We start from the raw sequence: 25,458 nt of genomic DNA, 5'->3' as shown, positions 1-25,458 counted from the left end.
TAAAAATTAATATTCATTCTAAGATAATCTTGAAAATACAAATAATGCGTTAACAATGGGTTAAAAGTAGCCCGATGAAATATTCAAGATAATTAATGCTCAAAAATAAAATATGAGTTTGAAAGAAATTGATCCAATCAATCCAAATCTTGACGCTTCCATCACCAATCCCAAAAAACAAATTTCTCGCAACATCACATGCGCCAACAGAAGAAGAACGACCCTATCATAAGCAAAATAAAATATCTGCCCGCACAAGCGCTTAAAACAAGCGTATATAAATAGAAACTAGTGATTTTACATCTATATTCAATAAGAAACTTCTATACTAAGTGCGTTGTTGAATTTTAGCCCATACATCGCGCAAACCGACCGTTCGATTAAACACCAATTTCTCCGAACTTGTATCGGGATCTACACAGAAATATCCCAGTCGCTGAAACTGAACTCTATCACCTATCTGAGCATTTTTAAGACTCGGCTCCAAATAACCTGTGATGACCTTTAATGATTCTGGATTAATAAACTCCATAAAATCTTTATCTTTATGTGTGTCGGGGCTTTCATCTGTGAACAATCTATCGTATAAACGCACCTCAGCTTCAACAGCATGTTTAATCGAAACCCAATGTAAAGTTCCTTTTACCTTTCTTAAACTCTCCGCTGTCCCGCTGCCGCTTTTACTTTTAGGATCATAAGTACACTGTACTTCAATTATATTCCCATCGGTATCTTTCGTGCAGCTCTCTGCCTTTATAATATAACCATTCTTAAGCCTTACCTCGCCACCCAACTTCAATCTAAAGAACTTTCGGTTGGCCTCTTCTTTAAAATCTTCTTTCTCTATATATAGTTCTTTTGAAAAAGGTACTTTTCTAAAGCCCGCTGATTCATCCTCCGGATTGTTTTCCGCCTCTAACCATTCCTCTCCCTCATCGTAATTTAGAATAACCAACTTCAAAGGATTTAAAACACCCATTACCCTTGGTGCAATTTTGTTCAAATGTTCACGCACATGAAACTCTAAAAGAGAAACATCTATCAAGTTCTCCCTTTTTGCAATGCCAATCGTGTTGACGAAATTTTTAATAGATTCCGGTGTAAATCCCCTTCTGCGCATACCCGAAATAGTAGGCATTCTTGGATCGTCCCAACCCTTAACTACATTCTGCTCGACCAGTTGCAAAAGCTTCCGCTTGCTTACCACAGTATGACTTAAGTTACGTCGCGCAAATTCCCGTTGTTTTGGGCGCATTCTTTTGGAATCCGTTACCTGATCCAAAAACCAATCATATAACTCTCGATGCATTGCAAACTCTAAGGTACAAAGGGAGTGCGAAACCTGTTCAATATAATCACTCTCCCCGTGCGTCCAATCATACATCGGATAAATACACCAATCGGTATTTGTTCGATGGTGCTCCTTATGTAACACCCGGTACATTATAGGGTCGCGCATTAACATGTTACTAGATTTCATATCAATTTTTGCTCTCAAAACATGAGTGCCCTCAGCAAAATCGCCGCGCTTCATTCCCTCGAATAAAGCTATATTTTCCGCTACGGTCCGGTTTCGAAAAGGACTGTCAACTCCTGCTTCTGTCGGAGTACCTTTTTGTTTAGCCATTTCTTCAGAAGATTGGCTATCAACATATGCCTTTCCATCTTTAATAAGCGCTGTCGCCCAGTCGTATAGCTGTTGAAAATAGTCCGAAGCATACCGTTCGGTATCCCAACTGTATCCCAACCATTCCACATCCTTTTTTATGGCATCGACGTACTCCTGCTCTTCCTTTGCCGGATTTGTGTCATCAAACCTTAAATTAACCGGTGCATTGTACCGCAGCCCTAGACCAAAATTCAAGCATATCGAACTAGCATGTCCTATATGCAAATATCCATTCGGCTCTGGCGGAAATCGAAATCGTAAATCCTTTTCAGAATATCCGTTGCGTAGATCTTCCTCTACAATATGTTCTATAAAGTTCAATGACTCACCTACTTCATTCATGCATTTGCTTTTAAGGGTAGACAAAGGTAAAGAAAATGCCCAAATAGATTCCCATCAAACGCCTTAGCATACAAATACTTCTATTTCACAACATATTCAATCAGTGCCACAACATTATATTTTCGGTGCCGCATATAAAGTTCATATTTGTTATTGAATACTGTAGAAATGACTGTCTCGTTCGGTTTTAAAGAGATATCGCACCGAGATTAAATCAAATTATACGTTTTATCAAGACCCAAATCTAAACGATAGAACTTGTAGTGACCCCTAAACTACGACTACTTATGAAAGCAAAACTACATTACAACGTACGATTTTTGATGCCCGTATTTTTCTTAATGGCATCCCTTAGTGTATCAAGTCAAATCATTATCAATGCTCCTACGCCGGCAGATAATCCAAATCTTGCTGGTAGCGACCCCTGGAATATTATATGCGCGGGCGTTGGCGGATTTAACCAGTATTATGCAAAAGTCAGTTGGGCCGGTGCACCAAACGTCGGAAACGAATTCATTTTAGAACTATCAGACGCCAATGGCAGTTTCAGTTCGGCTACCGAACTCTCTAGAAGTAGTGATAATGCTGCTGTACAAAATCCAGGTTTTGAATTTGCAATCCCACCTACAACTCGCGGAGAAGGTTACAAATTAAGAGTAAGAAGTACCAGCCCAGCAAGTACAAGTACAGCCTCTGCAGCATACAGCATGTATTATATGGATGTAACCAGTAATATAAACATCAGTGATGATGGTAGTGGGACCCCACCAGGAACAATATGTAGTACAGATCCAATAACCCTGCAAGTGGACAATATCGCTAATCCAGAAACCTATCAGTATATTTGGTATAAGAGTGGTTCGCCTATAGACGGTGAAACCAATCATACATTGACCGTTTCCGAGTCTGGAATTTATCAAGCCTTCATCTATTACGGCCCCAATTGTACAGGTTCAGGTAATACCGATTCCAATTTTGTTGATGTCACCATTGGATCAACCGGCATCGGTGTTGGTATAAATGCACCATCGAAAACTTCATTGTGTGTTGGTGACACCGAGATATTAAGCATTGACAGTACTGACCCCAGTTGGAGCTACCAATGGTATAAGGATACCCAAAAAATGTTAGGGGCAACCGGCACGAGCTATACCGTGGACGCTAGTAACGTTGCCTTTGAAGGCGACTATCAAGTCGAAATTTCAGCTACGGGAATCTGTAACGAAAGATCTACGCCAGTAACCATTACCAATGCCGATAACTTCACAATTACACAGACCAGCCCTGTGAATACGGTCATCTTGCCATCACAACCCCAAACCTTAAGCGTTACGACAACCGCTACAACCCCTAATTTTCAATGGTATAGAAATGGTAGCATGGTAGGTACTAATCAAAACACGCTGACAATCACCGAAGAAGGTTCATACTATGTAGAAGTTACGCAAAATGGAGGAACTTGTCCAGGAACTAAGAAAAACTCGGAAACTTTTACTGCTGTCACCCCAAGTTCATTCGAAATTACTATAAACTATGTCTCAGCGTATACCTCTTGTGCCAATGATAATGTATTGGCAGAGGTAACCCTTATAGAAGCTGTGGCAGATGACGGCGTTAAAACTGACGTAACAGCCGACTTGGCAGACTCATTTTCGTATCAATGGTCTAAAGATGGTTCCAACGTTGATGGGGCCACCTCAAAAACAATTAGCCTTACCGAAACTTCTGAAAATGGAGTATACCAATTGAATGCCAGTATAGACACCCATAACATCGTGTCAAATACGCTATCAGTAACGTTGAAGTCGAGTGAGACGCTTACCATTAGTGCTACAGACATAATTTATTGCAGCGCTTCAGATGCCATCACAATTAGCACTTCAACAAATCTAGTCGGTGAAAGTTTCGAATGGGTAAAAAATGGTGTTGCAATGAGTAATTCCACCGATTTAGAATTGACAGTTACCGAACCTGCAGCATACCGATTAATTATTGACAGAAACGGCTGCCCCTTGACCTCTAATGAAATTAACATATCCTCATTAAATGAAGACCTGATAACTATAGACTCAGGTGACGATGTAGTCTTCCCTGAGGGTTCGACCAAAACAATAACAGCAAACGGAGGAACAGGATATACTTGGTATAATAGTGATAATACCGAAATTGGAAATTCGTCTTCAATCGATCTTACAACGGAAGGAACTTACACTCTAGTCGCACAAGTTGAAAACTGTGAAATCGTCAAACAATTCAATGCTTCTTATTTAGACGTCTTCAATGTTCCCAATGTAATCACACCAAATGGCGATGGATCCAACGACCAATGGACCATACCCAATTCTTACTCGAACAAATCGGACATTAATGTCATAATCTACAATTCAAAAGGAATGGAAATCTTGAACGTAATGGGGTATCAAAACAACTGGCCTGAATCATCTGCTTCATTTGCCAAACAAAACATGGTATACTATTACATAATAAAGAAAGCCTCTGAAACCTTAAAACAAGGTACGATAACCGTTATCAGATAATTCCAATGAAACTAACCAAGATCATATCGTTATTCTTTTTGGCCCTACTGGCGCTTACTAAAGTAAGTGCACAGGAAGATGACCCTATTCTTCCCTACAAGGTAGCGCCTCAAAACCTTTTGAAATTTAATAGGTTTCTGATAAACCCTACCTTTTCGACAGTTCGAGAAGATAAGTCATATATCAATCTTTTACACCGAAACCAATCGGTACAATTTCAAGATAACGACCAAACCTATTTCTTGAGTTACAGTGGTCGTATAGGAGACAGAAGTGGTCTTGGACTAAGTTTATATACCCAAAAAATTGGGCCCGTCTCCAACATTGGAGTTCTTGCCAATTATGCCTACGGTATAAAACTTAGTGACAAGAGTAACTTCACCTTTGGTGGAAATTTAGCCTACTATAGTACAGGTCTTGACAGAAATAGTATTGATGTCATAGACCCAAATGACTTCAGGTTAAATGGTACTGAAGATAGCAATGTACTTTCTTTTCAGCCTGGCTTTAATATTTCATTCGGAAAATTCGACTTTGGCGCCTTCGCTGAAAATTTATTTGACTACAACATCAAAACGAGCAAATCTCTAACAGAATTTAAGGATAAAGCCTACTCAGGGCATTTGCAATATACACATCAGTTTGAAAACTCCGATGGAATTATGGAAAGCGGCCGGCTCATGCCTTTGGCCCGAGCAAGAATGGATGGTCAAAACGATATGACCTTTGGTGGAAGCCTAATTCTAGATCTGCCCAAACTAGGTTGGCTACAAGGGGGTTATGATACTTTCTATGGCGCATCGGTAGGGGCCGGTTTCAATATCAACCAAAGACTCTCTTTGGGTTACACAATGGAAAAAGGATTATCGACAGACTTCGATAATTTAGGGGTAACCCATGAAATTTCATTTGCTTATTCTTTTACTCCTACGTTAACCGAGGATCGTGTTATGCTTGAAGATGAAGAAGACCTACTGGTCGAAAACGAAGATGAAGCTACTACTTCGAAAGATGAACAAATAGAAGAATTAAAAAAGAAACTGGCAGAAAACGACGCCATAATAGCAGAGCTAATGTTCCGCCAAGACTCCTTAGAATCTAATCGTAAAAAAGACTTAGAAAAGAGATTTGAAATGGTCATGCGCATGGTACGTAATGAGACCAAAAATGGTCGACCGGACTTGGAAAAAAAAGCCGAAAAACTATTTCTAAACGGTCATGACAAACCTACGTCTATGACAAAAAACTCAAGCAACGACGGGGTGGTTGTCACCAATTCTACACAAACCAACCAACCCCAAGACGTTGTCGTAACAACAAATAAGAATAGAGAAAGAACAATAAAAGGGCAGCCAGAGGCCTCCTCAAAATCAAGTTTTTCAGGCAATGAAGTGAAAAGCAGAAAATTCAAAAATCTGAAAGGTGTACAAGATGGATATTATGTTGTAGCCAATGTTTATAAAGGGGGCCGTTATATGGATAAATTCATGAATGCCCTTGAGCAAAAAGGCATTCAGGCCAATTATATCGATAACCCTAACAATGGACTGAAATATGTCTATTTACAGCGGTTCGATACTTGGCAAGAAGCTGTTGATGCCCATAAGAGCCAGCTAAATGGCAAATACGATGATGCCATGTGGATCATGAACGTTGATAACCGCTACAGCAATGAGGCCTATGTTCAAAATGTGGATAAGCTAAAAGAGAAGTCACTGCAATATGGCACCGACGTATTACAGCAAAACGTCATTGTAAAAGACAACCTTGCTTCGTCCGAAGCTACTTCAAAAACCGTTGTAACCGATGGCATCGGATCAGGTTACTATATTATAGCCAATGTTTTCGCAAACCCAAACAATGCTAAAAAGTTCATCAAACTATTAAACTCATACGGACTTAGTGCGGGATATTTTATAAATCCCGAAAATAACTATCGGTATGTCTATTTGAAAAAACATGAGTCTTGGAACAATGCCCTAATATCCTACTACACCAAACTAAATAATGCATATAAAGATAAAATGTGGATTATGCGGGTTACGCCAAACCTACTGACCTAATGAAACCAAAACCGACCAATAAACTACTATTTGCCTTTTTTATTATTTGGGGAACTTTTTCTGCTTTTTCCCAAGTAAAAAACGACTTTGATGTTCGCTATGAAGCCGATATTCGTGGCGAACTCACTTTTATTGCCAATAATATCGTCAATAGGCAGAATAATGCCTCCACCTATTCCTACTGGTCTTGGTCATGTTGGTGTACACGAACGGTTACTGTCCCTGGTACAACTCCCAACGACCCTTATAATGATACCGGAAATTCCTCATCTTACAACGATGACCTCAACATGCAATACATCGATGTTGACGGCGATGCCTCAACATTTAGCTCGAGTAGCGCAACCCTGACAGTGCCTAATATAGACTGTGCAAAGGTTCGCTACGCTGGGCTTTATTGGTCCGCAGTATATACGGGCGCGGATCGTAGTGATTTTAATCAAGTGAAATTCAGGGTGCCTGGTGGATCATATCAAGATTTAACTGCTGACGACATACTCTTTGATGGGTTTGGGGATGCTGATTTTGGCGATTATAGCCCCTATGCCTGCTACAAAGACGTTACGGCTATCGTTTCTGGTCTTGCCGACCCCAATGGAGAGTACTTTGTAGCCAATGTGAGGGCAAGTTCAGGCAGCACCATATCTGGGGGAGTCTCTGGAGGATGGAGCATGGTCGTCGTCTATGAAGATCCAAACCTGCCCGGAAGTAAATTTATTACAACTTTTGACGGCTATGCGGGTATAAAAGCAGGCCAAACTGTTGATATTCCAATTAATGGGTTTACCACACTCCCTGCTCCCTTTGATGTTAATGCGAATATTGCCGTGGCGGCCTTGGAAGGAGACAACCGCATACCTGGCGATGGGTTGTCGATCAGTTCCGAAGGCAATCCGTTTACTCCTTTGAGCAGCACGGTAAATCAAGCAACTAATTTTTTCAATTCCAATATATCTATTGACCCCACCCTCGTTACATCAAGAAACCCGAATAGCACCAATACTTTGGGTTGGGACGTTGATTTATTTCCAGTAGTCAATAATTTTAACAACGTTATTCCAAACGATGCGACAAGTGCCATTCTGAAAGCCAGTTCCACAGGGGACAAGTTTGACATTTTCTTTGCATCGTTTGATGTAGAAATCATTGCTCCGAATATCATTCTAGAAAAAAGAGTTCAAGATATTGACGGCACCGATATTACCGGACAAGGAGTTCATCTGGCTCAAACCCTCGACTACATACTATCATTTCAAAATATCGGAAATGACGATGCTACAGGTACTAAACCAACTCATCCTGATTATCAGCCAGGTGATAGTGAATACTATACCATTCGTGACGTACTTCCAGTGAATGTCTCTCCTCCCGATGGAAGATCCGACTTTATTGCCTCAGACTTTGTTATGCCACCAGGTGTTACATTCGAATACGACCCATCGATACGAACCGTCGTTTTCACTATTCCTGATAATTACGTAAACCAAGGGGATCCAGTATATGACATACGCATGCGCGTTCAAGTGGCTGAAAATTGCTTTGATTTTATAGATGCCTGTTCTGATCTTATTGAGAACTTGGCGTATTCCTCATATAGAGGTGTCGACAACACGGCCTTGGTAAGTGATGATCCAAGTGTTACCGATTTTGATGTTTGCGGTTTTGTTATACCTGGAGCCACCAATTTTCTCTTAGATGATCTTGCCGATTGCAATTTCAGACGTACCGTAGAATTATGTGGTAGTGAAGTTGTTTTGGATGCTGGGGACAATTTTACAGAATACATTTGGGTACGAGACGATAATGATAATGGTATTCTTGATAATACGGACACCGTTTTAGACGATGGAGATCCTGACAATGACCCTAGTACGCTAGTAGTTACTGGTACAGGAACCTATATTGTTGACAAAATAGTACCAGACCCGTGTAAAGGGTTCAAAGAAATTATTGATGTGGTACCTTATGGCTCGGGGCTAATTACAAATCCTGTCATAGACTATTTTAACACTGTTAATAGTGATGCCGACCCTACCAACGATTTGGCCGGAGAGATTGTGCAGTGCACCGTCGATAACGCTTTATTACCAAAGCTATTTCTTTGTGGAATAAGTGATACTCGTCTTTTACAGGTCAATATTGTTGATGCCCAGGATCTTGAATGGGAAAAGCTCGATGAAAGCAGCTGCGCATCCTCAGGTGATGATTGTGCCAACAAAAACCTTACCTGCACTTGGCACACCGTTGGTATGGGCAACAACTATACTGTTGATAGTGCTGGAAAGTATCGCCTTGCGGTAACCTATCAGAATGGATGTACCAACCGTTTTTATTTTAACGTGTTTCAGAACACATTGGACATCCAATATAATAAAGAAGATATTCTTTGCGCGACTCCCGGAAATATCACCGTAACTAACTTAGGCGGCGGCTATGGCTATCGTTTAGTAGACGCGGATACAGGTGTAGAATTAGTGCCTTTTAGCACAAACAACAGTTTCGATTTTGGACCTGGGGAAAACGGGGGTTACCGTGTTGAGGTGGCACAATTGGATGCTTCAAATCAACCTATTTCAGGAGCTTGTATTTTTAGTACACCCGACATCGGAATATTAGAACGCAATTTTCAGGTTACCGTGGCAACCACACCCGCAACCTGCACGGCAAAGGGAACCGTAAATTTTCAAGTTTCAAATGCAGATCCAAACTATGAGTATGAAATTCGCCTAGACGATGGCACACCTCCTCCTGGTCCCTTACCCTATCCAGAACATCCAGGAGGAACATTGGTCGACAACGAGACTGCCCAACCTGATAACAATTTTACGTTTAATAACCTGAATCCTGGCAATTATTTTGCCATTGTAAAAACAGGTGATGGATGTACATATGTTGAATCTGTAACCATTATTGACAACGATGACCTTGATTTACAAGCTAGAGTTTCGCAACAGATTTTATGCGGTAACGGTATTGTGATAATGGAGCCTACGGGTGGCCAAGCCGATTTTTCCTATGCAATATGGTCCTATGTCGATGAAAGTGGTACAACAGTCACCTCCTATCCCACTGTTCAAGATATCCCACCAGCAGAATACCAGTCGAATGTAGATTTTACAATTCTCAACCCCGGCGACTATACCTTTGTTCTAGTGGATGACAATAACTGTTTTGATTTTTCAAATACTGTTACGGTTATTGAACTTGAGGCAGAATATAACACCATAGGCACTGATGAATCCTGTTTTGGAGCTGAAGATGGTTCTTTTGTTGTTAATGTCAACAATAGTAACGGATACGATATGTCCTATTTATTGACGTATCCAGATACATCGACAACAGCAAACACTTCAGGAACATTTACCAATTTACCCCAAGGAAACTATACCTTGGATATACTACAAACTACTGGGTCAGTCTCCTGTGAAACCCAAGAAATTTTCACAATTGGGGGTCCTACAGATAATGTCTCCGGAACGGCTACTGTTTTTCAGGATTATACTTGTTTACAAAACGGAAGCATTGAAGCCCAATCTGTTAGTGGTGGTACGGCTCCATATTCTTATAGTATTGATGGTGTTTCTTTTATTCCTGACACAACACCCAACGCAAATAGATTCGAAAACCTAACGGATGGAACTTATACTATTACTATCAGGGATGCGAACAATTGTACTTTTGTGACAAATTCGGTCACGCTATCACCTTTGAACGAGCCCAGCGATTTGACATTCGTGGCAACCCAACCCAATTGTCCCGCTTTAACCTCCAACGTAAGTGTCACTGTCGTTGATGGGAATACGCCTTTTGTTTTTGACATTATTGCGCCTTCAGCAATCAATGCTTCTACAACCTCTGGAAATACCGCAGATTTCAATGGATTATCTCCTGACACGTATACTTTTCGGGTAACTGACAACAAAGGATGTTCCTATACCGAAGATTTTACCATTAGTCCTGCAACTCCTATTGATGTCATAGGCTCGTTGGTTAGAAACGTCTCTTGTATCGGTGATACGAACGGGGCAGTCGATTTTTCAGTAAGCGGTTTTGCCTCAACCTATTCATATACCCTTAATTCCGGGGCACCTATAACCGGGCAATCGGCAGCAACAATAAACCTAACGGGCCTTGGTGCCGGTGACTATACGATTGTAGTAACCGATGAAGAAACCAATTGTACCGACACCGATACGGTGACTGTAAGCGCTCCTTCAAACTCCTTGGATATAACATTTAGCACAACACCATTAACTTGTACTGCAGATGGCTCTGTAACTATTAACGCCACTGACGGTTGGGGAGGATATTCCTATGAGCTGGTATTGCCCGATGCCACTGTATTAGGGCCTCAACCTGGCAATGTGTTTTCTGGGCTAACCCAAACGACGACAGCACATACCATACGGGTAACCGATGCTGGCGGGTGTATCGGCACACGTACATTTACGCTAGACGCGCCTGCAACGCCTACCGTAACATTAAATCCGACCACAAACCTTTGCTATATTCCGGGTACCGGGGTCAGTCTTACAGCCGATGCCACCGGTGGAATCGCACCGTATACTTATAGTCTAAATGGCGGTCCGGCACAAAATGGAAATGTTTTCAATAACTTGACTCCTGGCAATTATACGGTTTCGATCCTTGATGCTTACGGATGTCCCGCAACTTCCCCGAGCGTTACAATTGAACCGCAACTTACGGTTTCCACATTGCTTACCAAAGAGTTGGACTGTTCCGCCTCTCCGGATGCGATTATTGATGTTACAATCAACGGGGGCTACACAAACTACTCCTACCAAATAAATGGTGGAACAAGCGTAAATCTTGTAGGCAATACCTTTAGCTATACAACGGCTACCGCTGGATCCATAGATTTCTTAATTACGGACAGCCAAGGATGTACTGCACTGACAAGTATAACCGTAGACCCAATAAGCAATCCTTCAGCCACCGAAGATGTAACGAATGTGAGCTGTTTCGGAGGAAGTGATGGCACAATTGATATCACCATAGATACTTCGGTAGGTACTCCTCCATATGAAGTACAGTTAGATACGGGAGCATTTTCATCCCAGACCTACTTCTCCGGTTTATCGGCTGGAACGTACCATTATACGGTTAGAGACAGCAAAAATTGTGTATTTACCCAAACAGTTGAAATAAAGCAACCTACTGCATTAGGGGCCAACGCAGTAATAACACAACCTTATACCTGTTTACAAGATGCGACTATTCAGGCGCAAAACGTAACAGGAGGAATTCCCGGATTCACCTACAGTATTGATGGAATTACATTTAATCCTTCCGATACGTTTACAGGTCTTACAGATGGTTCGTACACGATTACGGTTCGTGATGCCAATGATTGTACATTTACAACTTTGCCTGTTACGATTCCTGCATTAGACCCTCCAACTGATATTTCGTTTAGTGCAACAGCACCTAATTGCCCTTCTGAGACTGCCGATGTTACCTTGACGACAACAGATGGAACAGGAACCCTTACTTATGAAATTACGGCGCCCGCAGGTGCTATAGTAAACAATGGCTCCAACAACATATTTGCCGGGTTGACTCCTGATACGTACACTTTTTTAGTCACCGATAGCAACGGCTGTACATATTCTGAAAATTATACCATTAACCCAGTAACCCCTATCAATGTAATAGGAACATTGGTAGACAATATTTCCTGTATTGGAACAGCCGACGGAGCCGTAGATTTCACGGTAAGCGGTTTTAGTTCTACATATCAATATTCATTAAATGGTGCAGCACCTGTCACAGGACAATCGACTGCAACAATCAACCTAAGTTCACTTGCAGCTGGTGATTACACCATAATCGTCACTGACGAAACGACCAATTGTACAGATACCACAACAATCACCGTAAATCAGCCAGCCACGGCATTGACAATCGACAATGTTGACATCACTGACCCTACTTGTACAGGTTCGGGATCAGTGAACATCACTGTTTCCGGAGGATGGGGAGGATATTCTTATGAATTGGTAGACCCCGCTGCCGTTTCAACCACCAACACCTCAGGAACCTTTTCGGGACTTTCTGATACCTCAGCGCCATATACCGTAAACGTTACTGACGCCAATGGATGTTTGGTTACCACTAACTTTACGTTGAATCCTACTGTAAGCCCTGTCCTCAATCTAAATGCAAACAGTCTCTGTTATGATAGTGCAACAGGATTGACTATCACAGCGACTGTGGCTTCAGGTGGGTCGGCACCATTTCAATATAATATTGATGGAGGAGCTTATCAAACAAGCAATATCTTTAATGGCCTAGCACCAGGAACGTACCTTGTAGGTGTAACGGATAGTAAAAATTGTACGGATACTGAATCTATTACAGTAAACCCAACATTAACGGCGAGTGCTTCATTACTAAAAGATTTAGACTGTTCTGCATCTACCGACGCAGAAATAGAGGTAGTCATTGCAAATGGATATACCGCCTACACATATGAAGTACTACGGAATGGCGCATCCTATCAAGCTGCCGGAACGGCTGTTCCCGGTAATCCATTTACTTTTACCACAGCTGATTTTGGAACTTTTGAATTTGTAATCACGGACAATGAAAGCTGCTCGGTTACCACGAATGAAATTATTGTAACCGATAATCCAGTTCCAAGCATTACACCAATTCTCTCGCAACCAATGTGTAATAGTGATGCCAACGGAAGTGTAGATCTTAACATTAGTGGAGGACTCGCTCCATATTCCATTGTATTCAATGGAAGCGCACCAAGCTCTCAGGAATTATACACTGGTCTGTCGGCAGGCACAAATTATGCATATTCGGTAACCGATGCCAAAGGTTGTGTAAACTCAGGTTCGGTAACCTTATCCGAGCCTGACCCATTGGCTTTTGCTACTTCTATTTCACAAGAATATACTTGTATTACAGGTTCCGCGACAATTGAAGTGACTACATTGCCTAGTGGAGGTACTGCCCCTTATGAATATAGTATCGATGGCGTAAACTTTGGTACTTCAACGAGTTTTACAGGATTAACCGATGGCTCCTATACTATTACACTTCGAGATGCGAATAGGTGTACTGTAACGAGCTCACAGACAATTGATCCATTAGACGAACCTACAGACCTTACGTTTGGTGCTACAGCGGTAACTTGTCCTGCACTAACTTCAGATGTTACCGTAACCGTAGTCGATGGCAATGCACCTTTCAGCTATAACATAACCGCACCTACCGTAATTAATAATGGAGCTAATAATATTTTCTCCGGCTTAACTCCGGATACCTATACCTTTGAAATAACCGATGATAAGGGCTGTACAATCACTAGAAATTACACAATAACCGCTATACCCCAGATAAATGTAACTGCCCAGTTGGTGAGTGATGTCAGCTGTAACAATGGCACTGACGGTGCGTTCAATTTTACGATGGCCGACTTCGTAGGAACTTATAGCTATTCAGTAAGCGGAGGGCCGACCGCGGTCGCGCCTGGAACAAACATAAATACGACCGCACCAATTAGCGCTTCAAGTTTAGGAGCGGGCACCTATACAATTTCTGTAACGGACGACACTACTTCATGTACCGCCACAACAGATATTACCATTGCCAATCCCCCGCTATTAACCGCCACCACAAATGTCAGCCCACTTACTTGTGAAGTTGATGGCTCGGTAAACATAGCGGCAGCTGGTGGTTCGGGTAGCTATACATATTCATTAACGCCCCCGTCTGGTCCAATAGTTGGACCACAAAACTCAAATACCTTTGCAGGGTTGTCCGATACCTCCGGAAACTATACAGTGACCGTTACCGACATTAACGGTTGTACGGCAAGCGATACATTTGCTCTCACCACTCCAACCAACCCTATTGCTACTATAAACCCAGCTTCCGATATTTGTTATGACGCTAATGGCACAAATATAATTATTGATGCAACATCTCCCCCAGGAGGAGGAGGGCCAGCTTATTCTTACGGTCTAAGCCCAACAGGGCCGTTTCAAGTAGCCAACAATTTTTCAGGACTTTTGCCAGGCTCCTATAACTTTTATGTACGGGATTCCTTTGGTTGTATCTCTCCAGCTGTTGCAGTAACCATACCAGATCAATTGGTTGTCGTCAGTGCCGTTTTGACCAAAGATTTAACCTGTTCAGTACCAACAGACGCCACAATTGATGTAACCATTGACGGGGGTTACTACCCTGAGTACGATCGCTACGAAGTAAGCTATAATGGAGGTGCCTATGCCGCAGGTGCTTCGATTACTCCACCACTTGGAGCAACCACATTTACGTATTCGGCAAGTGCTTCCGGCACCTATCAGTTTTTAATCTACGACGCCAGTGGCTGCACAGCAGAGTCTCAAGTAATTACGGTTGAACCAACAGTAAACCCACAGGCCAGTCATGTGGCAACCGATCCAGTTTGTTTTGGTGGTTCCGATGGTTACGTAGAAATTACACCGGACACCAATTTTGGAATTCCACCATATACTATAGATTTTAACGGAGCTGGTTTTTCATCGCAAACTACATATACAGGACTAAGTGCCAATATACTATATGCATATACCATAAGGGATGCAAAGGGTTGTACAGCTACATACGATTTCACGCTATCTGACCCCGTACTTTTTGATGCAACTGTTACGGCGACGAACGTTTCTTGTGATTCATCTACGGGAGCAACTACCCTAGGTAGTATTCAAGTCGACATTATAAGTGGTGGGTCTGCTAATTTCACCTATACACTTTACAACCAATCGAATGATGTGGTAGCGGTTACCGGTGCCACTCCTAACCCTCACCCAAATACTCCAGATACCTCTGTTCTTTTTGAAGGGCTCCCATTTGGCGATTATTACATCCGTGTAATTGACGCCAAGGGCTGTGAGTTTTATCAAAATCCTGTACGTGTACTGGCCAATCCGTTTTTAAGCCTGACAACGAATATAACGCCGCCCAATTGTATTGTTGGTGGCAGCGTCGATATCACTGCAGAAGGAGGATCAGGATCCTACACATTCAGTATCTATGACGGCGGACCTGGGCCAGATGCAACGGCTCCAGGACCAAATCCTGCGACCGATGTGATCGCCACGTTTAACAATTTAAATCCCGGACAGACCTATATATTTAAGGCGGTAGATACTGTAAATGGATGTGAAAGCTATGTGGAAGCTACCATTCCGACTGTTCCAGGAAGCAATGTTGATGTAGTTGCAACCCCTGTTGTAACCGATGTGAGCTGCTTTGGTGATACCAATGGATCAATAGAATTCCAGATTGAAGGTCATGATGTTGGCGTCACCGATATTGATTACAGTGTTTTAGAAGCCTTAACAAACATTCCTGCGACCGGCACGAACACCACAGGGACTCTTACAGGACCTGGTGGAGGGCCTACTGGCACAGGTTTGGTAACCGATCTTGCACCTGGAGATTACATCTTGTTATTCGAGGAAGTAGGCGGAACTTCGTGTTCAAACACCTATGCCTTTAGAATTATAGAACCTCAACCTGTAACTATTGAGTTGTTGAGCCAAACGGACGCCAATTGCAATGATGGAGCTTTCATTTCTGTTAGGGCCAGTGGAGGAACGGGACCATATACCTACGCTTATGCCCTTAATCCAAGTGGCGTTCCCGGGGCGTTCCCTGAAGCGAGCACCTTCGAGATAACTCCAGCTCCGGCAGCCTATCCTGCTACTTATGACGTTTATGCACAAGATGCAAGTGGGTGTATTTCAAGTCCTATTCAAGTGACCATCGATGAAGATCCGGCAAGTGCCATATCTGCTAATATTGTCGATGCTTGTGCCGATGAGAGCGCTTACCAAATACAAGTAGAGTTGACCAACGTGGGAATTGCCCCGTATTACATAAGTGTCGATGGTGGAGGTTTCCAAGCCGTGGCCCTCAACAATTTGGGAGATACTGTAATACTGAATAATTTTTCTTCAGGAAGTCATTCCATAGAAGTAAGGGATGCGAACGGCTGTGGAAACGGGGTTCAAAACGTACTTATATCGGAACCGATTGAAGCAGGTGCCTCAATTAATACACAACCCACATGTGCATTGAACGATGGCATCATTGATGTTTCCGGAAGTGGCGGTTCAGGCAGTTACACTTTCGCGTTATACGATAGCCCCGGAGGAACAGTTCTAGAACCCGGCGTTACCTATAATGCTGGTGCAGGCCAATTGGAAAACGTGCCTTCTGGAACGTTTATCGTCAGGATGACCGATACTTCGACCATATGTACAACTGATGTGACAGTAACCCTTGAGTCACCGACAACACCGGTTCTTGACCCCTCTACCTTAACCCATTTACAATGTTTTGGAGACAGTAACGGTAGCATTTTAGTAAATCTAAATGCTGCCAGTTCATCGAACCCACCATATACCTATGAGTTGTATACGGTAAGCGGAGGCGTCCCAACATTGTTCGTCGCAGCACAATCAGACCCCCTATTTTCAGGTCTTAGTGCTTTGCCTTCGGGTGATTTCTATCGAGTACGGGTGATTTCAGGAAGAGGTTGTGATGCTTTTGAAGATGTGACCATCAACGAACCTCTGGATTTAAATGCTTCAGTAACCAATGTAACCGATTTCAGTTGTAACGCCACCTCCGGTGCCGTAAATACGGCTTCCTTCACAGTAACGGCAGACCCAACGACGGGTACAGGCCCCTATTATTTCAGTATAGATGGAGGCAGCTATTTTACTGGAACGGGTGCTGATAATAACATATACACCTACACAACCACAACCGATGGCACTTTTACCATTGATGTGCGCGACAGTAATAGCTGTGCAATGGCACAATTCAGTCAAACGATTGATCCATTGAATGCCATGTCTTTAAGTGTAATCAATATCGTTCCTATTGATTGTGTCAATAATATGGAATCTATAACGGTAGACGTAGCCGGCTCTTCCGGCACCCCTCCAGCAAATTTAAGTTTCCAATTGCTTCCTAGTGGAACACCCCAAGCCAATGGTGATTTTACTTTCACTTCACCGGGTGATTATACCATTCGGGTAACCGATACAGACACTTCCTGTTTTGAAGAGGTTACTCATACCGTCAACACATATGATTCAATCGATGTAGCACTTTCAGTTGTATCAGATGCTACTTGTAGCGATAGTACTGATGGTCAATTAGAAATTGATATTTCAGGATATATAGGTGCATTCGACTATCAAGTACTCGACAATTCAGGAAATCCCGTTGTTGGAGCCCTTGGAAGTGACAATGCTACCACAAATCCATATAATTTTGTCATACCACAAACTTTACCCGCTGGCTCCTATACTGTTCGGGTGACTGAAACAGCTTTCCCACAATGTTCTGCGGTTTCAAGTACAAAAACGATTGATGCTCCCGAAGTTGTCGTAGTAGCCGAAATAAGTAATACCCCTGCAAATTGCAACAACAATGCCATCGTAATAGTACAGGCTAGTGGTGGCACTTCAGGCTACACTTATGCTGTATTGGTAGATGGTAGTCCCGCTCCTGTTTTGGCGGCTGATTTTACAGAAGACGAGACGTTAAATTTAAACCCGGCAACAAGCCTGCAGTGGGATGTTTATGCCCGTGATATCAATGGCTGTATTTCTGCGAATATCGATATTACCATAACGCTTGACACCTCACCGGACATTTCCTTGGCTGTTGTTGATGAATGTGCTCCCGAGGGTAGTTTTGCGATAAATGTTTCAATTGACGCAATAGATACTGGTATTGCTCCGTATAGTCTTAGTGTTGATGGCGGCGCTTTTCAAAGTATTTCAGGATTCCCATATACGGTTGGTAATTTGAATTCCGGCGCGCATAACATCACCGTTAGGGACGCAAACGGGTGTACGGAATTGGAAAATATTTTAATTAGCCCGGAGTTATTCCTGGAAGCCGAGGTAATCACACACCCTACCTGTAGTGGTAGCGATGGGGTAATCGAGTTTACCGAAACAGGTGGTTCCGGAGCCAATACTGTGGCCTTATTTTTGGCCGACGGGACGACTCCTTCAGGAATTATGCCAACAGGTAATCAATTCACAGGAGTCCCATTTGGAGACTATATTGTTCGGGTTACGGATAATTCTTTGGGAGCACCATCAAACTGCTTTAAAACAGTTGAATTATCCTTAGAGGAGCCTACGGCCGTCACTTTGGAAACCACACAAAAAACAGATATCAGTTGTTTTGGTGATGCAAACGGTACTATCACGGTTCGTCTTATCGCTCCGAGTGCGGGGGTAAATGACAACCCTCCGTATTCATTTACAATCGACAATGGAGTTGATCCAGCTGTTACCAACGATACCGGTGATTTCACAGGGCTGAACCCAGGAACATACAACATTACCGTTACTTCCGATAGAGGGTGTGTTGCCACCGACAGTGTTACCATTATCGAACCATCTCAATTGGTCGCCTCGGCCAGTGCAACCGATTTTGCCTGTGCTGCCGACAATACGGTAAATGAAGCTGTTCTAACAATAGCCATTCCAGCTACCGGTACAGCACCTTATACCTATAGCATAAATGGAACGAATTTCTTTAACTCGAATACGTTCAACATTATCGATACTGGCGCAGTTCAAAACATTACCGTAACTGTACGGGATGCTAACGGATGCACGGATACCGATACAGTAACCATTAACCCATTGCCGACCATTACCGCTGTAAATATATCGCAACAAACCGCTATTACCTGCTCCAACCCGGAAATTGCCCGTGCTACAGTAACAGGTGGTTCTGGAGACTTCACTTATACGATATTGCCAAGTGGTCCTTCACAGAGTTTGGTAAGTAATACGGCGGACTTTACATTGACAACCCCGGGTGACTATACCGTTAGGGTAACCGATAACATTACAGGCTGCTACTTCACCGCAGTACCATACACTGTAGCTCCATACGATCTTATTGAAGTGACTACTACGGCGATAACACCAGTAAGCTGTTTTGGGGATTCAGATGGTGAAATGAACATTCAAATAGACAATTATTTGGGTAATTATACCTATCAAGTATTCGATAGTGCTGCTGCACCGGTAACTGGTGTTATATCGACGGATACATCTACCAACCCAAGAACAATTCCTGGGTTGCCGGCAGGAAACTTATATGTCACCGTCATCGCAACGGATACTCCATTCTGTGACGATAGCTCAAATACGGTAACCATAGCATCTCCTGAGGCCGCAGTTTCCTTGAGCGAAACAAGTAATATAAATGCCAACTGTACAAGTGGAGCACAAGTTAGCGTAGCGGCACAAGGAGGCACTCCAGGCTATACCTATGCATTTGTACCTACGACAACATCTCCAGCAGGATTATTTACGGCTAGCGCAAATGCAGTTTTAACCCCCGCCACCTATCCAACGGATTACGATGTTCATGTACGCGATTCTAGAGGATGCACCACTTTTATAACCATTACTGTCGATGAAGATCCTTTACCAACTGTAGCAGCTCCGGCCTATGCCGTTGACCAATGTACTTCCGACGGAACATCATATACTTTTACCGTAGTAGGTACTGGCGTGGCTCCACTTGCATACTCTGTGGGAACTGGATTTCAGAGCAGTGCTACACTCACAGTGTCAACCCATGGGACATATACTGTGACCATACGCGATGCAAATGGGTGTACAGCAACCGATACCATGATAATCTTGCCTCCTCTTGGCCTATTGGCAGAAGCCACGGCTCAGCCAACTTGCGCGCTTAATGATGGTAGTATTACAATTACGGCTAATGGTGGTGCTGGTGCAGGAAACTATGAATATGATTTATTTGACAGCACAAACACAAGTGTTACTGGAGGTGTACGTCAAGCGTCAAATGTATTTAGTGGTCTGGCCCCAGGAAACTATACTGCCTTTGTTTATGATACCAGTGGTTCTACTTGTGATGCGGAAACAACGGTATCCTTAGAAACCCCTACACCTGTAACTTTTACCTATAATCAAGAAAATGTTTCCTGTAATGGAGGAGCCGATGGTACTATTGAGGTGGTTTTGAATCCATCCAATGACAACCCTGTATATACTTATACTTTGGACGACGGCATAAATCCACCTATTCTTCAGACCAGTAACATATTCACAGGGCTGATGGCCCAAACCTATGATATCACCGTGACATCCGATAGGGCATGTAGCGCCACTCAATCTGTCACAATCACACAGCCTTTGGCGGTAGACGTGTCTGCCTCAGCTACCGATTTTGCCTGTACCATGAACAATACAGTCACTCAGTCGATTATTACGGCGGTAGCTTCTGATGGCACGGCACCGTATACTTACAGTATTGACGGAACAAACTTCATAACATCAAATACCTTCAATATTGCCGATACGGGCATAACTCAAAACATTACCGTAACGGTTAAAGATGACAATGGATGTACCGATACGACTTTGGTTGTTATCGAACCATTAAACGCTTTTACCGTTTCAGTGAGTCGAAACGCGGCCATTTCCTGTGCCGGTGCGGAAGAGGTGTTAATAACTGTTTCCGATAATGGAGATGTGGCAAATTCCTATACCTATGAATTACTACCTATCGGAAATCCGAATGGCACACAAACAGGAACTCCAACAAATGTTACAGCAACCTACAACCTAACGGCAGTAGGCAGTTACACCTTCCGAATAACCGATACAACAACCGGTTGTTATGTAGATACAGCGGCTTACAATATTGCTCCTTATGATTTAATTGAGGTAACAGCCACCGCCCAAAACCCTGTTATCTGTTTCGGAGATGGTAATGGTTCCATGGAAATAACTGTAACAGGCTACAGTGGGGCTTATAGTTATGAAGTATTCGATAGTACAGGAAACTCGGTTATTCCAGCTACAAATACCGATACGAGCGTGAACCCCCGTACAATAACAGGATTATCAGGAGGTAATTATTATGTACAAGTAACCGAAACGGATGCAGCGAGTACATTCTGCTCAGATGACTCTAATACCATAACTATTATTTCACCAGATACCCAACTAATAGCAATTGTTGACCCGATTGCCAATGTTACCTGTTTAAATGACCAAGGTGAAATATTGGTGGACCCAAGTGGTGGTTATGCTCCCTATGCTATTGAACTCACCAATACGACGACCGGGCAAACTTATTCCGCCAGTAATGTTCAGAGTTTTGTTTTTACTAACCTTTCAGCTGGAAACTTTACCGTACGTGTCACAGATAGTGCCCGTGCTCCAGGTTGTGTGTATACCGATACCGAAGTACTTGTACAACCTACTGGTATAACAGCAAATGCCATTCCATTGGTTACCAATCTGGCCTGTTTTGGTGATACCGATGCTACAGTCTCTGCAGATAGTGTGAGTGGTGGTAGTGGAACCTATCAATACCAGCTTAACTTCTATGACGAAGCCGGCACCACTATAGAATTTACCTCTGGACCGCAATCAAGTCAAGATTTCAACAATCTTGGCTCCGGTATCTATAGTATAACTGTTTCGGATGGATGGAACTGTGATGTGGAAACCAACCAAGTAAGAATCATCGAACCTACACAAGTGACAGCCTCGTTAGTTCGTACCAATCCGTTAACATGTGAAGAGGGTGTCGAATTTGAACTTACTGCAAACGGAGGTAGTGGATCATACGATTACAGTATCGATAATACGAATTGGGCGGCAATGACGAGTAATCCAATGCCTTTACCTAATTCCCCTACGTTTTTAGGCGATGGAACCTATACCTATTATGTAAGGGACGCCATTAATCTATGTGAGTCAGTATTATCAAATTCTATTACAGAAGACCCAATCGAAGAACTTATACTCACAGTAGATAATAGTGCGGCCTTTATCAACTGTAATGGTGACAATACAGCTGTTATTTATGCTAGTGCCGATGGAGGTCTTGGGAACTATCAGTATGAGCTATATACAAATTATGGTGGCTCACTCGCCGATTTGAATAACCTAGATCCGGCATTGTTGAATGCCTCAGATCGTATCGCCGGACCTAGCACTATCGATACGTTCGGTAATTTAATAGCGGGCACGTATTATGTAAATGTTATCAGTGAAGACTGTGTGGCCAAACCCAAACAAGTCGTTATTACCGAACCCGACTCCCTTACCTTTACAATTGATGTAACGGATGTAAGCTGTTATGGTGAAGAAAATGGAAGCATTACGGTAAATTCGGAAGGAGGTGCAGGAGATTATATCTATGCCATATCACCGAACCTGAACCAATTTGATGCTTTAAATACCTTTACAGATTTAGCCCCTGGCACCTACAATATCATTGCACAGGATAAAAACGGATGTTTTGAACTTTTCACACGAACTATCTCACAACCTGCAGTTATTGACGTAAACTATACTGCTACTCCCGAGATTTGTATTGGTAGTGAAGATGGTTCCATATCATTGACTATTTCGGGAGGAACTGCGCCTTACAGTACTGCAATAAATTCTAATGCTGATACCGATTTTGTAGAGGGAAGGACAGAGCTTACAGATTTAGCCGAAGGAAATTATATTCTTTTTGTTAGAGATATTAATGGCTGTGAAACCAATTTGACCGTAACCATCGACCCAGGAGTCAATTTGAATGCCCAAGTCAGTCCCGTGTATGAATGCTTAGAAAACACCTCTACCAATTATATCAATGTCGTTTTGGAAGATTCCGAAATTAATGACGAAGTACTTTATGCATTGGATTCTAGTGACCCAAATGACATGCTACTGAATCCTGACTTTAGGAATTTAGCACCTGGCCCTCATTATATAACCATTGCACATACCAACGGATGTGTAAACACCATTGATTTCGAAATTGAAAACTTTGAGCCATTGACTTTAGTATTGCAACAAAATAATATCAATGAAATTACGGCTGTAGCGACAGGTGGACGACAAGATTATACCTTTTATTTTGATGATGTAAACAATGGTACCGACAACACATTCTACATTACTCGAACCGATACTTATTCAGTGACAGTGGTAGACGAAAACGGTTGTGAATCAACTGCTAGTATTTTTGTTGAATTTATTGACATCGAAATTCCTAATTTCTTTACTCCTGACGGGGATGGTCAGAATGACCGTTGGAAACCAAATAATATTGATCAATTTCCAGAGATACTAATCAAAATATTTGACCGTTATGGTAGAGAGGTTTCCAAAGTGTCGGTAGATAATCAAGGATGGGATGGAACCTATAAAAAAACAGAATTGCCAACGGGTGATTACTGGTATGTCATACAACTTAACGGTGAAGAAGATGATCGTGAATTTGTCGGACATTTTACCCTATATCGATAAAAATTTAACCTACTGAACCATGCGTAAAATAATATTGGCCTTACTACTGCTTTTTGCAGTCTTGAACTCCAATGGTCAAGAACTTAATTCTCCTCAGTTATCTCAATACCTAGCGGATAACCCTTTTGTTTTGTCACCTACCTATGCCGGTATTGGAGACCATATAAAAATCAGGTTAAACGGTTTAGCCCAATGGGTAGGGATTAAAGATGCCCCAAGAACCCAATCATTGGCAGCTGATATGCGGTTGGGCGAAAAATCAGGTGTAGGAATATTTCTATACAATGACAAAAATGGATATACCAGACAACAAGGGGCAAGAGTTTCCTTTGCACATCACCTGACACTCGACAGATATGATGATGAATTTCTTTCTTTCGGTCTTTCTTATAATTTTAATCAGTTTCGAATAGATACGGAACAATTCAATCTTTTAGATTTTCCTGATAACGGCGTGGTAAATAACCGACAGACTTCCAATCATAACTTTGATGTTGGGGTATTATATCGTTTTGATAAATTTTATTTTAACCTGAACGCCTCGAACCTTATCAATAAAGATCCAAGAAACTTGACCTTTAACATCGATGAACCCAATGAACTACGAAATTATTATGCCTATACAGGATATCGTTATACCAAGAACAAGAATAGTCGATTAGAAATTGAACCTTCTATACTTTTTAAACTTTTTGAAAGCGATGGTCGCTCTGAAACAGATTTAAATCTGAAATTCAGATGGTATGATTTCGAAGATTATTACTATGCCGGGCTTAATTATCGCTTCTTAAATGACCAAATTGGGAAACCTCTTTACGTAGCCCCATTTGTAGGTTTGAAGAAAAGCAACTTCTACTTTGGATATTCCTATCAAATAATTCTCAACGAAATTTTAGGATATAGTACGGGCACCCATGTCATTACCATTGGAGTAGACTTGTTTCAAGGTATCAGTAACTGTCGATGTACTTACTAAAGTCATTCATCATTTTTACTTTTTGATAATTTTCAACGGCAAATTGTTGTTGTTCTTTACAGCATATCCTATAGTTTTGTAGCAAATAAGCAAAACATAATCTGTGGGAAAAATAAAAATAAAAAATATCAGGGTGTTTGCCCATCATGGGTGTTTGAAAGAAGAAACTACTATTGGTAGCGAATACACGGTCGGGGTCGAAATTCAATCGAATTTGTCAAAAGCCGCTATTTCAGACAATCTCGTAGATACGGTAGATTATGTACATATCAACAGAATTGTAAAAGAAGAAATGAAACTTCCTTCTAAGCTTTTGGAACATGTGGCCCATAGAATACTGCAACGAATGCTCTCGGAACTTACAAATATAAAGGAAGCCGAAGTTTCTGTATCAAAGTTAAATCCGCCTATCAACGGTGATGTTGAGATGGTATCAGTGATTTTAAACACAAAAGATCTAGAATAAAGAACCAAACTGTTGCATATCTTTTTGATAGCTAAAAATAACATCTTA

The 25,458-nt window shown here is 42.1% G+C and carries 6 protein-coding genes; 5 read left to right on the top strand and 1 reads right to left on the bottom strand.

All coding sequences use genetic code 11. The features are described from left to right. Positions 1-328 precede the first annotated feature (328 nt). On the bottom strand, positions 329-2,011 hold the full coding sequence (locus AACZ88_RS12775) for a glutamine--tRNA ligase/YqeY domain fusion protein (RefSeq protein ID WP_339710858.1): 1,683 nt from the start codon (positions 2,009-2,011) through the stop codon (positions 329-331). Positions 2,012-2,298: 287 nt separating this feature from the next. Here AACZ88_RS12775 and AACZ88_RS12770 point away from each other — a divergent pair, with 287 nt between their 5' ends. The 5 genes from AACZ88_RS12770 to folB all read left to right on the top strand — a co-directional run bounded on the left by AACZ88_RS12770 (position 2,299) and on the right by folB (position 25,410). Beyond that, positions 2,299-4,548, top strand: a complete 2,250-nt coding sequence (locus tag AACZ88_RS12770; RefSeq protein WP_339710855.1) for a gliding motility-associated C-terminal domain-containing protein — start codon at positions 2,299-2,301, stop codon at positions 4,546-4,548. 5 nt (positions 4,549-4,553) lie between these two features. Then, complete coding sequence (locus AACZ88_RS12765) at positions 4,554-6,611, top strand: PorP/SprF family type IX secretion system membrane protein (protein WP_339710852.1); 2,058 nt, start codon at positions 4,554-4,556, stop codon at positions 6,609-6,611. Beyond that, complete coding sequence (locus AACZ88_RS12760) at positions 6,611-23,968, top strand: T9SS type B sorting domain-containing protein (protein WP_339710849.1); 17,358 nt, start codon at positions 6,611-6,613, stop codon at positions 23,966-23,968. The genes AACZ88_RS12765 and AACZ88_RS12760 overlap by 1 nt, the downstream gene beginning before the upstream one ends. Positions 23,969-23,987: 19 nt before the next feature. Continuing rightward, entirely contained in the window at positions 23,988-24,944 is a 957-nt protein-coding gene (locus tag AACZ88_RS12755; RefSeq protein WP_339710847.1) for a type IX secretion system membrane protein PorP/SprF, read from the top strand. A gap of 103 nt (positions 24,945-25,047) precedes the next feature. Beyond that, positions 25,048-25,410: a dihydroneopterin aldolase gene (gene folB / locus AACZ88_RS12750; RefSeq protein ID WP_339710844.1), complete on the top strand. Its 363-nt coding sequence runs from the start codon at positions 25,048-25,050 to the stop codon at positions 25,408-25,410. Positions 25,411-25,458: the final 48 nt, after the last annotated feature.

The organism is uncultured Kriegella sp. (genome assembly GCF_963975415.1).
In the GTDB taxonomy this organism is placed as follows: Bacteria; Bacteroidota; Bacteroidia; order Flavobacteriales; family Flavobacteriaceae; genus Kriegella.
This window is presented reverse-complemented; position numbering and strand designations above follow the sequence as displayed.